Genomic DNA, 15,166 nt, shown 5'->3' on the forward strand with positions numbered 1-15,166 from the left:
ATAAAGGGTCAAAGAGTGGATGAAACTGTTGTACATGCCCATACACCGGATTGCCAGCAAGAGGTTATTAACCTGCTCTCCAAAATTGCTGTTAATCTCCCAGGAATAATTTTCCAAGTTCTGCAACGACAGGATGGTTCTGTTTGTGTTCTTTATATAAGTTCTGATTGTAAAAAGTTGTATGAAATAGAACCAGAAGTTATACAGGCAGATTTTCGCGTGTTATGCAAACTGATTCATCCACAGGATATAAAAGGCTTTGCAGAATCCATAACCGCTTGTAGTACCACTTTTAGACCTTGGCATTGGCAAGGCCGTATCATCACACCTAGCGGCATAAAGTGGATTCAAGGTAGTTCTACTCCAGAACCACAAGCTAACGGCGATTTGCTTTGGAATGGCCTAGTCATGGATATCACAGAGCAAAAACAAGTCCAAGAAAAATTGCAAGAGAGTGAAGCGCGGTATAAAGCAATTTTGTCTGCTATTCCAGACTTGATGTTTCGCATTAGCCGCGATGGCGAATATCTCGATTTGAAAAGTGAGGGAGCCAATGTCACACTAGATCGCGAAGAAATAGTGGGAAAGAATTTGCAGGAATTATTGCCGAGTGATGTTGCGGCCATTAGCCAAGAAGCGATCGCTAAAACTTTAGATTCTGGAAGTTTACAAACTTGCGAATATCAGCTAGCAACACCTTTGGGAATCAGAGATTATGAAGCGCGGTTGGTGGTGAGTGGCCAAGATGAAATATTAGCAATTGTTCGAGACATCACAGAACGCAAACAAGCAGAAATCGCTCTGCAAAATTTTGCCCAAAAATTTGCTAAAGCTTTTAGTTGCAGTCCCGATTCCATTACTATTAGTACGCTCAAAGAAGGACGCTTTATAGAAGTTAACGACACTTTTGTCAAACTTTCTGGTTATGAGCGACATGAAGCGATTGGTAAAACTTCATTTGATTTAAATCTTTGGGTAAATGCAAGCGATCGCCTGAAGTTAATACAGGAATTACAAGCCACGGGAGTAATTCGCAATTTAGAAATAGAATTTAAGCAAAAATCTGGAAAAATAATTACAACCTTGCTGTCAGCTGAAGTCATTGATTTGGATGGTATTCCTTCCTTACTCGCAGTTCATCACGACATTACAGAACGCAAGCAAGTAGAAGCTAAATTACGCCTCTGTGCCCAACGCGATCGCTTGTTGGCAGAAACCCTAGTGCGAATTCGATCTTCGCTAAACTTAGAAGAAATTCTCCAAACCACAGTCAATGAAGTCAGACAATTTCTGCAAGCCGACCGGGTTTTTATTGGTCTATATAATGCCAATTCAGGAATCAAAACTCTTGCTGAATCAGTAGATCCCAAATATCCATCAGTTTATGGTTGGTCTACTAATGATGAAGATTATATACAAGAATTAAGAAACTTTTTAAAAGATAATGTTGTGCGTGTCGTGGAAGATATGACGCAAATGCCCCAATCTTCCAAAGTAAGAGTACACTGCCAAAAATTTCAAACAAGGGCTAGTTTAGCTGTACCAATTATGCTAAATGAAGAATTATTTGGTGCGTTAATTGCCAATCAATGCTCAGCACCACGTAATTGGCAGCCAATAGAAATTGATTTGCTACAACAAATGTCAGAACAAGTAGCGATCGCCATTCACCAAAGCCGAATTTACCAAGAATTAGCACAACTCAACATTAATTTAGAACACCAAGTCCGAGAACGTACAGCACAATTGCAACAAAAAATCCAAGAAGTTGAAGAATTACATCGCCTCAAAGATGTAGTTTTACACACAGTTACTCATGATTTGCGAACTTCTGTTATGGGTAACTTAATGGTATTAAAAAATTTGTTCAATCAGGGAGTGGGGACTGGGGACTGGGGACTGGGAACTGCGGAACAGAGAAGCACAGGAGCACAGGAGCAGAGGGGCAGCCGCGACGTTACAGCAAGTTTTTCGCCTCTGTCTCCTCCCATCCCTAAACCTCTACCTCATTCCCATGCCCCATCCCCAATGCCCTATGCCCAATCCCCAATTCCCGTATCTCGTTCAATAATCGAGCGGATGATTCAAGGAAACGATCGCCAACTGACGATGATTAACTCATTGTTAGAAATTAATTCTTGTGAAAAAGAGGGTCTTGAAATTAAACCCGAAGTTGTAAAGTTTAGCACCCTACTTAAAGGAATCTTCGCTCAGTTGGAACCCATGCTGACACAAAACCAAGCGACTTTGAAAAACTTGGTTCGCGCAGATTTACCATTAGTAATGGCAGATGCAACTCGCTTGCAGAAAGTTGTGGCGCATTTAGTAACACATAGCTTGCAAAATAATCCACCGGGATTAAACTTCACCCTCAGTACCAGTGTTGAAGCTGGAATGATTCGCACTCAGATTCAAGATGACGGTGTAGGAATGAGTAAATCAGAGTGCGATCGGCTTTTCGATCTCCATGTCCGCGATCCCCAAGATTGTTGTTCCACAAGCATTGGCTTAAAAATGTATCTTTGTCGGCAAGTTATTAAGGCACATGGCGGCGAAATTGGTGTGATTAATAACCGCAAGCGCGGGTTAACTTTTTGGTTTACATTACCTTTAGCAACTGCATCCGCAATAAATCGCTCATAAAGTACCGAAAAATGGGACAGTAAATACTAGCTAATTATATGCTAAGTATTACTAAAGACTGCTAAGCAATGCCAGATGGCTACCCCATTTACAACAGTGCAAAGCTGGTGGAGAAAAACCCTTTCTGCACCAAAAACAGATGAAACCAATATTCTTTACAAAGCTTGGCGCAACAGATTTTTGTGGCAGAGACTCCGTTTATGGTTGTGGCTGGCACTGATTTGTCTGTTGTCTTTTACTTTGCGCGACATTTATGGCTTGTTTTTCCCTTTCCAAGAGTTCAAAAAGCTGCCAGAATTATTTCAGCCAAGAAGCCTTGTAATTAATTTTGCAATGCTTCTAAATATACTTGTCTGCTTTGCTCTACATAGAACTAAACTCGGCCGCCATCGTCCAGATTTATTATTTTTGGGTTCTTCTTGGTCAATTAGTTTAGCATCACAATTATTTGCAACCCTCAGAGGTTTCGCACTACCCGATAGTATTGGTTGGTCGCTGCTGTTCTTGAGTCAAGCTATATTAATGCCAGTGTGCTGGACTCTTCACTTGTTGTCTCAAGCAGCTGTGCTGATTTACTATTTTGGTGTAAATACAATACTTGGACTAAAAACACCAATTCCAGAACACCCAGAGATATATAATGTAACGTTTATTTTATATATTTTTTGGTTTTGTACGATATCTGATATAGGTGTTTATCTCTACGATCGCTTACAACGTTCTGAGTTTTTCGCCCGTCAAGAACTGGAATCTGCCTATCAAAAACTCAAAGTTGCAGAAGCGAAATATCGCACCATTTTTGAAAATGCCATTGAAGGTATCTTTCAAAGCACTCCCGATGGACGCTACATCACAGCAAATCCAGCTTTAGCACGTATTTATGGCTACTCGTTACCAGAAGAAGTCACAGCAAATTTCACAGACATAGAACACCAATTGTATGTCGATCCAAACCGCCGAGCCGAATTTGTGCGCTTAATGGAAAAGTATGGCAGAGTTTCCGAGTTTGAGTCCCAAATTTATCGCCGAGATGGCAGTATTGTCTGGATTTCCGAAAAAGCCTATGCAGTCCGTGACGAACAGGGAAAATTGTTATACTACGAAGGTTTAATTGAAGATATTACACAGCGCAAACAAACTGAAGAAGAACTACGAGTGTTTTTTCATGCAGTTTCCCACGACTTACGCAACCCAGTGCTGGGTACTTTGATGGTGCTGAAGAATTTGTTAAATCAGGGAGTGGGGAATGGGACGCGGGGACGCGGTGACACGGAGAATTCTTTCCCCGCGTCTCCCACTCCCCTTCTCCCCACGTCTTCTTCAATTCCTGTACCGCGTTCAATTTTAGAGCGAATGATTCAAAGTAGCGATCGCCAACTTAACTTAATTGATTCGTTGATGGAAGCTCATGTCAGCGAATTACAAGGTATTATTTTACAACGCCAACCAGTACAATTGTTGACGATTGTCGAAGCGGCGATCGCAGATTTAGAGCCATTACTAGTACAAAACCAAGCTACTCTGACAAATTTGGTAACCGCAGATTTGCCATTAGTGGATGCCGATCCAACTCAACTATGGCGAGTTTTTTCTAATTTAATTGTCAACGCTCTCAAACACAATCCGCCTGGATTGCTTTTGACAATTAACGCCACTCCTGAAGATGACAAAATTTATTGTACTGTTAGCGATAACGGTGTGGGCATTAGTCAAAAACAAAGCGATCGACTTTTTGAGCTTTACTTTCGAGGCAATAACATCCGCAATTCCGTAGGTTTGGGATTAGGATTATATCTATGCAAACAAATTATCAATGCTCATGGCGGGGAAATTGGTATTAATGCCACTTCCGAAACAGGCGCGACTTTCTGGTTTACATTACCCATTGTTTCTAATAGTCGTTAGTTATTTGTTTGAGACAAAGAAAAAATTACAAATAACAAAAAATAAATGATATCATGTGCGCTGAAAGACTTATCATTTAAGCTGGCGTAAACAGAAGTCATAGTCATGGCTAACCTTCTTTTGGTGGAGACGCTACGCCTAGCTTGCTTCCCATAGGGGTGCGGGAGACGCGAAAACGCTTTGAGACAATTGAAGAAGGCAGAAGGCAGAAGGCAGAAGGCAGAGGGCAGAAAGTTTTGTTCAGAAGGGGATACATACCCCACCTGAACAAGAGCCACCAAATTTTCAATTTGGTGGGGGTCTTAAACCCCTACTCCCTTCTCTACGAGACGCTGCGCGAACGGTCGTAGCAGAGGGCAGAAATCAGAATTCCCTTCTGCCTTCTGCCTCCTGCCCTCTGCCTTTCCCGATAAATTTTAATGATAAGTTATTAGCCTAACTTGATATGACTAATGACTAATAACTAATAACAAAGGACAAATTTTATGGTGAGAGGATTGAGAGTTAGTATGCTGCTGTTGGCAGTCTTGGGAAATTTGGCATGGTCATTTACTGCTAAGGCAGGTTATAACGGCAAACTCACCGTGGAAATTGATGGATTGAAAAATAAACAAGGACAAGTTTGTGCGAGTATATTTGCTAGTAGTCAAGGATTTCCTAACCAACGCGATCGCATTTTACAAAAACAGTGTATTGAAATTACTGATACTCCCTTATTGATGACTTTTGATAACTTAAAAGCAGGTAATTATGCCGTTGCTGTGATCCACGATCAAAATAGCGATCGCACTCTCAATCGTAATACTTTTGGTATGCCCGTCGAAGGCTTTGGATTTTCCAGAAACCCAGAAATTAGGACAAGTGCGCCTAAATTTAGCGAAGCAGTATTTTTGGTAGCAGGCCCGAACACTAATATCCAAGTTCAATTGAAATATTTTTAGAAAAATGGCTACAGTCTACACACAAGTCAGATCCAGTTTTATCCCAATACCCTTGGAATAAGCTCCAAAGCCGTCATGTAGAGACGCGATTTATCGCGTCTAAAAGACTGACTCGTTAGAAAGACTTGGGTAAATCGTCGTCTCTACAGAAAATCTACTCGTCAATTATTCCTTGACAGACTAATATTTCCGACTTGTGTGTATACCGTAGCCCCGCTTGCAGGTTATGGTAAGCGTTTAAGCTGAAGTTGGCACTAATGACAGCTTTTGAATTGTGACTCCTGAATTTAGAACTCTGTTGTAATTACGAATTACTATGTAAATCTTCTGATATATTCTTTTGTTCTGGCAAAGCACGTATTCTATTCATTTGACTTAAAGCGTATCGTGCTGTTGCTTGTACTTCAGCATCAGGATCTTCTAGTGCATGGCACAATATCTGACTCATTTGGCTCATCATGTCATAAACACGAGTCAAGTCACGGATTGCATTTTGCCGCACTTGTGGATTTTCATCTTGCATGGACATTGCCAAAGCACGATTCATTGGTTTGAGTGTGCGGGCGCCAATTTCGGCTAAAGCTGCCAAAATTAAACTGCTTTCTTGAGAATCAGCATCAATCATTAAGTCAACCATTGGCTGAATTGCCCTAGAATCTCCCTGTTGACCCAAATCCCAAATCGCCTTGCGCCGCTTGGTTGGGTCAGGACTGCGTAAGTCTTGAATTAATTCGTCAACGATATTGAGCTTAGCAAGACGGGAAGTTTTTTCTGGTAGCAGCAATTGTGTAGTTGCTGGTAGCTTATTTCTCTGGGAACTAGTTAAATTTTCTGAGGAAGGTGCTGTAACGGCATCTTTTTTCACTGGACTTAAACTTTTAGTATTTGATATTTCCGACCTTTGTACTTGTTTGACTTGACGAAACCACCTCAGCAGGAAAATCAATGCCCCAAAACTTCCAAGAACACCAACAGCAAATATTAACCACCAGAGAAAACCTCTTTCGGTTGGCTGGGGTTTTGCAGTTGGCTTGGGAGTTGCAGCACTAGAGATAACAATTGGAGATTTAACAATTGGAGAACTAAACAGCTGAGTTTTGGCTGCTAAGGCTGCTTGCAGTCTTGTTTTTGTTTCTAAACCAACGATGCCATCTACTTTTAAGCCCTTGACTTTTTGGAATTTAGCTACAGCGATTTCGGTAGTAACGCTATACTTCCCATCTACTGCGCCACTGTAGTATCCTAATTTTTTTAATTGGATTTGTAGTCTCTGTACATCCGACCCTTGGCTACCTAGTCCTAAAACAGGTGGACTAGCAGCAACCCTGGAATTAGCTTGTGCAAATTCTAAAACTTCAGGTAGAGGGTTAGATGTAGCTGTGCTTGGGGTATTTGTATAAAAACCCAAGCAAGAAAAACAGGTAAATACCACGATTGAGGAACGGCATAGCCTCATATTGCAAGTTTCAGCCTGAACGTGCTTTTGAAGTCATCGATATTACAATACCTTCAAGATGCCCAAATGTTAAGTATTGTTTGTTATTTGTTATGGGGCATGGGGCATGGGAAGAGGACAAGGGGACAAGGGGAAAGATTTACTGCAACTTCTCCTGTGCCTCTTTGTACCCACTCCCTACTCCCTAGTGCCCACAGGATTAAATTTTTTAGCAGATGATTCTAAAACCGATTGCTGTATGTTGGCTTGTTCGCCAGTATTAATCTTGTCATTGTGCCCTGCTAAATTATCACGTTGGTTAATCAGGTAGATGCTGATTAAAGTTAGGAAAACACCTAGCCATTGTAATGGGCTGAGGAATTCTGAGAGAAAGAGGTTACCAAATAGTAAGGCAAAGATGGGTGTAAGAAAGGTGAGGGAACTTAGACTGGTGAGATTGCCACTGGAGGCAAAGTAGAAGAATAATCCGTAGGCGATCGCACTGCCAAATACGGTAGCATAACCCAAGGCCGCTAAATCAGATGCTCCTAAATTCTGCCATTGTTGGGATTCTACAACTGATGAAACTCCCCACAGCGGCAATCCTCCCAAAATCATGTGCCAGCCTGTAGCGGTTACTGGGTCAGCATGTCGGCACACAAATCGAATCAACACTGTTCCTACTGCCATTGATAGGGCTGCTAGCAACATTAACCATTCGCCACTAGCGAACAAATCTTGCCAGTTACCAATTGTGACATTTGCACCTGAGTCCAGAAGCTGAAAAATCCACTCGTCTGGTAAGCCAATTAAACTAATACCCGTGACTCCCAAGCCTAATCCCAGCCATCCCCACAAACCAATGCGTTCCTGGAATAACCACAATGACAGCAAGGCCACAGCCAAGGGTTGGGAGTCAATCATCACAGACCCTAACCCAGCACTAGTTCTGACTAATCCCTCTGCCAAAAATCCTTGAAAAAGTGTCCCATCTACTAAGCCAAATAAGGCAATCCATAGCCATGCAGCCCAACTTTTTGGCTGGGGTCTACCCATAAATGCTGCTGCTATCAAAATCAACACTCCAGCTGGTAACAGACGCACACCCGCCATGAATAAAGGTGTTGTATGGGGTATCACTCCCTTCATTGCCACCATTGCTGTCCCCCATAGGAAAAAGGGGGCAACTAAAAAAACAGGAGCGAATGTCAGTCGTAATGCACTGAGTTTCAGTTGCATGGGTTTGCAGGCGCTTTTATTTAACAAGCGTAAAAATTGCTTTACCCAATTTTACCGAATTATGTCGTTTTGTGAAGTAAAAATACTTGTGGTAGGCAACAGGCAAGAGGCAATAGGCAAGAGCAATAGGCTTAAAACTGTTCTGATGGCCATATTTAACAATCAGTTGATGTCCCAATACTTGTCGGGTTTTGCATGTTGAACTCGGAATTTGGTTTGGGGAAAAGGGTAAAGGTTTTTTCTTTCCCCCTTCCCCTTCCCCTTTTCCCCAAAACCCGACAAGTATTGGTTGATGTCCTAGTCTCACTGGCTACTGCTATATTTGTACCTTTAAACACCTGATGCTAGTTGCTAGGTGTGTTGATTTGAAGTGCTTTTGAATATTAAAAAATACAAAATTTGTGAATGAATGAATACTTAACCCATAATGCGAAAGGTTTGCAAAATAAGGCTTTTTTGACTCTCAACTTTTGAAAACAGCTATTCCCAGAAGAAACCCACAACCAAGTATCAAAAAGGTTTCTTTCCCTGCTCTTTAGTTTCTATTTTCAAACTAGTCAATCACAAGAAAATCCCACAACCGAGACATAAAAATATTTCTTTCCCTGTCATTAGTCAACAGTCAACACTATTTTCAAGGCAGATATGAAGTTTTATGTTTTATTGTTAGCTTTCGTTTCTTAATCAGCCAGTGTAGCTTAAACAAGAGCTTGAAAACAATGACTTTTGTAAGTACTCTTACGAAGATGAACAGTAGTTAAGAACTTAATTACATAAGTTGTGCTTTCTTACAATATGGAACAACTAATACGCTGAAATCTGGGTATTGTTCAGTGCAGAATACCAACAAATTTACATATATATAAGAATATATAAGAATGAGGATACCTCGGTTTCTCAAGCCTAGATATCCCCTTGCAACATAACCTAACAGTAACTAAACTGTTAACTACATTTTAATAGCTAATTTTGGTTATTTAAATACTTCTTAAGGAGATTTATATATTCTTCCTTAAGTAGGATGAAAATGTAATGGAATTATAAAGATAGATGCCTGAATTCAAATTAATAGGTATTAACGTATTTCTGTGCGCTTATACTGTATTATACAGGTGCATAAACGCTTTGTAATGCACCTGATTAGTACCTTCTAGGAGAAACGAGCAACAGCAGATTTTTCTAAAGTCGCTACTAATTTCACACGGAATTCTTCTTCAAAGACTCCTTTTTTGTAATCTAAACTCCAGAGTTCTAAGGCACAATCATCATCCAATTGAGATGGAAAAATCAACAGATTGACTTGCCGAAACTGAGGATAATATTCACATTGTACCTGAGCGATCGCCCCAATTTGTCGTCTATCTAATGCGACAGCTAATCTTAATATGGCACTCAATTGGCTGACTATTTGTCGCTGATGTTTAGTTAGCAAACCCTGGTAATTTTCATGTTTTTTCTTGGGCGGCGATTTGCGATGATAACGGGCTAAATTGGCAATAATTTCAATCTCAGTTTCTGTATAACCGAGTAATTCACCATTGCGAATTAGATAGTAGGAGTGCTTGTGGTGAGAGGAATGGCTGACATAATGCCCGCAATTGTGTAGTATTGCAGCTGCCCAAAGTAATTGTCGCTCGTCGGCTCCCCAATGGTGTAGAACACCTTGCATTTGGTCAAATAAACTCTGGGCAAATTTAGCGACGCGATCGCTATGTTCTAAATTAATGTGGTACTTATTAGCAAGCTTGAGAACATTGCGTTCCCGAACTGAACTTTGATAGCGCAGTTTATCTTCAATTAAACCGTGAGTCAGCATCCAGTCTACAATTACACCTTCCCTCAGAGAACGTTCGCAAACTGTCACCAACTCAATACCCAAAAGGGTCATTGCTTCCTGTAAAATTACTGCCCCAGCCAGTATGACTTCTGACCGTTTCTCCGGCATTCCAGGGATAGTAGCCTTTTCGGCATTACTCAGTTTCCGTAACCGATTTACCAACTCCCGTAAATCTTTGAGACTGAATTGATAGCCATTGAGAGTAGAGGGAATACCACCAGACTTTTCCCGTGCATGAATCATCGCCAGGGTTTCAATGGTGCCAGCCGTACCCACCAAACGTACAGATTCTCCCACCTCTAGATTTGCTTGTACTTCTTCTACAGAACGTTCCAACATTCCGCGTGCGTAAGCTTGGAGATATTGAAACTCAGTACTGCTAATGGGATCGGTAGTAATCAACTCGCTAGTGAGTCGCACTGCACCGACTTTAGTACTAGTGAGAGTACGAGCTTGGTGGCTGTCCCCTAAAATTAATTCTGTGGAACCGCCACCAATATCAATAATGATGTGGGGCTGGTTGTGGAATTCCATCCCCGACAGTACACCAAGATAGATTCGTCGCGCTTCTTCTTGACCAGAAATCAAGTCAACGCTTAAACCCAACTCCGCTTTTATAGCGTGCAAAAAATCTTTACCATTGGGGGCTTCGCGTACAGCACTAGTCGCCACAGCAATGATTGTTTCGGCATTCATCGTTTTGGCAACTTCTTGGAAGCGTCCTAAAGCAGCGATCGCCTTTCTAATTATTTCTGGTTTTAGTTCCCCTGTAGCAAGATTGCGATCGCCTAATCTGACGGTTTCTTTTTCTCTGGCAATAATGCTGAAAGCTGGTAGTGTGGGATCGATTCTTACCACTACCATGTGTAGAGAATTTGTCCCCAAATCAATGGCAGCAATAATCCGGTGTTGCTCAACTGGTTGAGTTGGAACACTCTCCCAGCTAGTCACTAAATTCTGCATCTAGTTTTCTCTCTGTATTAGTGATGGCAAACGGTGGTATGTCGGGGTAGCTGACCTGGTATTTGTTGCAACATACTTGCTCAAATTCAGTGCTGAGTTTTGAGTCAACAAGTGAAATTACTCACTTAGCATTGGTTACTCAGTTTGGTCGAGATTAACTGAGCTAAGTATATTCACCCTACTGCTTACAACTCCAGTGACTACTTAAATAACTTTAAAGTTGCCACTTGGGGTTATGTTTTTACAAATAACAAATAACGTTATTCTATAGATGTAAAGATGTGTGAATTATAGATTCGGGCATTGGGCATTGGGTATTGAGAATGGGGAAAGGTTAAAATTATCCCTTTTACCTTTAACCTTTTCCCCTGCTTCCATGCCCCATGCCCCATGCCCCATGCCCAATAGTTATGTTAACGACACCTGAACGCGACGAAAAACCAGTTTGGCTTGTGATTATCCGGCTTTTGCGCTGGCATAAACCTGAAGGACGATTAATATTGATGATTCCTGCCCTGTGGGCTGTATTTTTGGCAGCTGCGGGGAAACCGCCTTTACCTCTGGTTGGCGTGATTGTATTGGGTACTCTAGCCACAAGTGCAGCCGGCTGTGTTGTCAATGATTTGTGGGATAAAGATATCGATCCAGAAGTGGAGAGAACACGCGATCGCCCCCTTGCTTCTCGTGCTTTATCAGTGAAAGTTGGGATTGTCGTCGCGATCGTGGCGATGGCTTGTGCAGCAGTTCTGGCTTTTTATCTTAATCCCTTGAGTTTCTGGTTATCTGTGGCAGCGGTACCAGTAATTCTACTTTATCCAGGGGCAAAGCGGGTGTTTCCTATTCCACAATTAGTACTTTCCATAGCCTGGGGTTTTGCGGTATTGATTAGCTGGAGTGCGGTAACCCAAACTATCTCCCAGCCAACTTGGTTACTTTGGGGCGCAACTGTATTGTGGACATTGGGATTTGATACAGTTTATGCCATGAGCGACAAAGAAGACGATCGCCGCATTGGTGTTAATTCTAGCGCTCTATTTTTTGGTAACTATGCGCCTGTGGCTATTGGAATTTTCTTTGCTGGCACAATCTTATTATTAGCTTGGTTAGGCATAGTTATAAACCTTCACCTACCTTTCTGGATTAGCCTTGCACTAGCCAGCATCGGCTGGATTTGGCAATCTCTCCGATTAAGAGAGGAAAACTTACCTAACCCTGCTTATGGTGAGATGTTCCGACAAAATGTCTGGATTGGTTTTATCTTACTTGCTGGGATGATCGTTGGCTGTTTATAGCAGGCAATAGGCAATAGACAAAGAAAGTCTATTGGGGCTGGGGTTTTACGATTAGTTTATGTCCTAAACTATACGTCAAGTGCTAAGCTACTAAGCTTGAAAATTGCACAGTCACTTCTTAAGTTTGTTGAGTGTTGACGGTTAACAGTCAACCGCCAACACAAAAAGATATGCTGCACCCGACAGCTTATCATTCAACATTAGACATCAGAAGCTTTGAGATCTCCGCATGTGCCAACACAGCAGCAGGTTCGCTCTGGAGGGCGTTATAATACTTTCTTTCAAAGGTATTACCTGTCTCTAAGGGCACAATTAAACTGCGGACATCGGCAATCAACTTTTGTAAATAATCCAGGGCTATTGGTTCATCTGCTGTCAGCATTTCATCAATTTGCACAACAATCTCAGAAATCCGATGTAGCCAAGCAAATTGTTCGTGACCGATGACTAGTTGCAGAAGTTCTGTACTTGATACCCGTCCACTAACCTGTTCGTAGGCGATGCGTTCTGTCTCCAGTAACATCTTGTGGAGGTACAATAATTTATTTCGCAAATCACGCAGATATTGATGTTGACGGATTCTTTGTAGAAGTGTGTTGGAAGTCAATGTTAGCCATCCTCTCGTTACGATAGTCTTTAATAGCTTGAATAATTTCTGCTTTGGTATTTATCAACTAAAGTTCATGTGTAGCAGGCAATAGGCAATGGGCAATGGGCAATGGGCTTGAAAATCTTTTGATGTCAGGGTTTTACGATTAGTTTATGCCCTAAATTATGCTTGAGCTGCTGTATCGATTTTTTTAGTAGGACACACTATAGCTAACATCTCTTTTTATAGTGTCATATCTCATATTTGATTAATCATATATTAGCATAAAGTTATAGCAAGTATGTAGATAGGAGCTATGAGTAAACAGTAAATTATGGAAAAACCGTTTTCATGTCGCTAGCACATGTAATTCTCGGTCTTCTTCAGCAGCAAGCAATGACGGGCTATGACCTAAAAACAAGCTGCTTCGACCAATGTATTGGCCATTTGTGGCCAGCAGACCAGGCACAAATTTATAGAACCCTGGAAAAGCTAGTTGAGCAAGGCTGTGTTACCTGTACGATTGAGATTCAGCACGATCGCCCTAACCGCAAAGTCTACACCATAACCGAATCAGGGAAAGCTGAATTAATCAGATGGCTTGGTACTCACCAACCCTTACCGATTCTACGGGAACCATTGCTAGTTCAGTTGCAGTTTGCAGATCGATTGCCTAATGAAATGATTATTCATCTATTAGAGCAGCAATTGGCGGCTCGAAACGAAAAGCTTGCCAAATGTGAAAATATCAATTTGCCAGTACTAGGCGACGAGTCTGCTAGCCGTGAGGAGGTAATGCAAAGGCTGGTGCTGGAGTTGGTGATTCGTAGAGAACAGACTTATATTGATTGGTTGAAGACAGCAATCAAAGTTATTAGTCAGCAAGATCCACATTCATCAGAATATCAAATTTTCTAACTCTCATCAATCAGAAGAATGACAACAATAGCAGTTAACCCCTATCTCAATCGCAATTTTGCCCCAATCCGCCAAGAAATCACCGCTGACAAATTGTCAGTTATTGGCGAACTACCTCCTGACTTATCGGGGATGTTTGTTCGCAATGGCCCTAACCCTCAATGGCCGCCAATCGGTGAATATCACTGGTTTGATGGAGATGGGATGTTGCACGGTATAGAAATCAGCAACGGTGTGGCAACTTATCGCAACCGCTACATCCAGACAAGGGGATGGAAAATAGAAAAAGAAGTGGGTAAGGCTATTTGGACTGGGTTGTTAGAACCACCACAAATGGATAATCCCTACGGCCCCAGTAAAAACACAGCCAACACCGCCCTAGTGTGGCACGCTGGTCAAATGTTGGCGCTGAACGAGGGCGGTAGTCCTCACGCCATCCAGCTTCCGGAATTAGAAACCATTGGCGAGTACACCTACGATGGCAAACTAGTTTCTAGCTTCACAGCTCATCCCAAGGTAGACCCGGTGACCGGCGAAATGATCTTCTTTGGCTACTCTCCGTTTGTGCCGCCGTACCTGCAATATAGTGTAGTTTCCGCACAAGGTGAGCTGTTATGGACAGTGCCAATTGACTTGCCAATAGGGGTGATGATGCACGACTTCGCCATCACTGAGAACTACACCATTTTCATGGATTTGCCGATGACTTTTAACCCCCAAAGAGCGCAACGGGGAGAATCTGTAATCATGTTTGAGCGCGATCGCCCCAGTCGTTTCGGCATTGTACCACGTCACGGTAACAACAGTAATATCCGCTGGTTTGAAAGTCCTGCTTGCTACGTCTTCCATACCCTCAACGCCTACGAAGAGGGAGACGAAGTAGTGCTGATTGCTTGCCGCATGAGTTCTACCACAGTCTTGATTGTTGATGATTCCCAACCCGACCCAGAAGCAAACATTCCTCGCCTGTATCGCTGGCGATTTAACCTCAGCACTGGGACAGTGCGTGAAGAAATGTTAGATGATGTAGCTTCAGAATTTCCCCGCGTCAACGAAAACCTGTTGGGGCGGCAAACCCGATATGGCTACACTAACAAAATGGCCAACAATCCCTTACCTTTATTTGAAGGTATCATCAAATACGACCTCAACAGCGGAAAGTCCCAAATCCATGAATACGGAGAAGGACGCTACGGCAGTGAAGCTGTGTTTGCGCCGCGTCCAGGTGCAACGGCTGAGGATGATGGTTGGCTTGTGACTTTCCTCCACGATGAAGGTTCAGATGCTTCAGAATTAGTAGTAGTGAATGCCCAAGATATAACTGCTGAACCTGTAGCGCGGGTGATAATTCCCCAGCGCGTACCTTATGGGTTTCATGGGATTTGGGTTCCACAGGAATAAGTG

The 15,166-nt window shown here is 42.2% G+C and carries 10 protein-coding genes; 6 read left to right on the forward strand and 4 right to left on the reverse strand.

Going from position 1 to position 15,166, the window contains the following annotated elements:
* The first annotated feature begins 15 nt into the window (after positions 1-15).
* The 3 genes from H6H03_RS13675 (at position 16) to H6H03_RS13685 (ending at position 5,489) form a co-directional block, all read left to right on the forward strand.
* A complete protein-coding gene (locus H6H03_RS13675; protein WP_313931840.1) occupies positions 16-2,643 on the forward strand; it encodes a PAS domain S-box protein in 2,628 nt (875 codons plus the stop codon).
* 75 nt (positions 2,644-2,718) lie between these two features.
* Positions 2,719-4,548 carry a PAS domain-containing sensor histidine kinase gene (locus H6H03_RS13680; RefSeq protein WP_190955637.1) on the forward strand — a complete coding sequence of 610 codons (1,830 nt, stop codon included), beginning with the start codon at positions 2,719-2,721 and terminating at the stop codon, positions 4,546-4,548.
* Positions 4,549-5,033: 485 nt separating this feature from the next.
* Positions 5,034-5,489 (forward strand): DUF2141 domain-containing protein, encoded by a 456-nt coding sequence (locus tag H6H03_RS13685; RefSeq protein WP_190955638.1) that lies wholly within the window; start codon positions 5,034-5,036, stop codon positions 5,487-5,489.
* Positions 5,490-5,793: 304 nt separating this feature from the next.
* On the opposite strand, the gene H6H03_RS13690 is transcribed toward H6H03_RS13685, so the two are convergent.
* The 3 genes from H6H03_RS13690 to H6H03_RS13700 form a co-directional block, all read right to left on the reverse strand.
* Positions 5,794-6,945, reverse strand: a complete 1,152-nt coding sequence (locus H6H03_RS13690; RefSeq protein WP_190955639.1) for a peptidoglycan-binding protein — start codon at positions 6,943-6,945, stop codon at positions 5,794-5,796.
* Positions 6,946-7,122: 177 nt separating this feature from the next.
* On the reverse strand, positions 7,123-8,163 hold the full coding sequence (locus H6H03_RS13695; protein ID WP_190955640.1) for a DMT family transporter: 1,041 nt from the start codon (positions 8,161-8,163) through the stop codon (positions 7,123-7,125).
* A 1,150-nt stretch (positions 8,164-9,313) separates the two neighbouring features.
* Positions 9,314-10,963: a Ppx/GppA phosphatase family protein gene (locus H6H03_RS13700; protein WP_190955641.1), complete on the reverse strand. Its 1,650-nt coding sequence runs from the start codon at positions 10,961-10,963 to the stop codon at positions 9,314-9,316.
* A gap of 410 nt (positions 10,964-11,373) precedes the next feature.
* On the opposite strand from H6H03_RS13700, the gene H6H03_RS13705 reads away from it, so the two are divergent.
* Entirely contained in the window at positions 11,374-12,255 is an 882-nt protein-coding gene (locus tag H6H03_RS13705) for a 4-hydroxybenzoate solanesyltransferase (RefSeq protein ID WP_190955642.1), read from the forward strand.
* Between the two features lie 190 nt (positions 12,256-12,445).
* Here the strand turns inward: H6H03_RS13705 and H6H03_RS13710 are convergent, their stop codons facing one another.
* The gene (locus H6H03_RS13710) at positions 12,446-12,862 is read right to left on the reverse strand and encodes a hypothetical protein (RefSeq protein ID WP_190955643.1); all 417 of its coding nucleotides are present in this window, start codon (positions 12,860-12,862) and stop codon (positions 12,446-12,448) included.
* Positions 12,863-13,195: 333 nt separating this feature from the next.
* Here H6H03_RS13710 and H6H03_RS13715 point away from each other — a divergent pair, with 333 nt between their 5' ends.
* Both H6H03_RS13715 and H6H03_RS13720 read left to right on the forward strand, forming a co-directional pair.
* Entirely contained in the window at positions 13,196-13,762 is a 567-nt protein-coding gene (locus tag H6H03_RS13715; protein ID WP_190955644.1) for a PadR family transcriptional regulator, read from the forward strand.
* Between the two features lie 18 nt (positions 13,763-13,780).
* Positions 13,781-15,163: a carotenoid oxygenase family protein gene (locus H6H03_RS13720; RefSeq protein WP_190955645.1), complete on the forward strand. Its 1,383-nt coding sequence runs from the start codon at positions 13,781-13,783 to the stop codon at positions 15,161-15,163.
* Positions 15,164-15,166: the final 3 nt, after the last annotated feature.

Source organism: Nostoc paludosum FACHB-159 (assembly GCF_014698835.1).
In the GTDB taxonomy this organism is placed as follows: Bacteria; Cyanobacteriota; Cyanobacteriia; order Cyanobacteriales; family Nostocaceae; genus Nostoc; species Nostoc paludosum.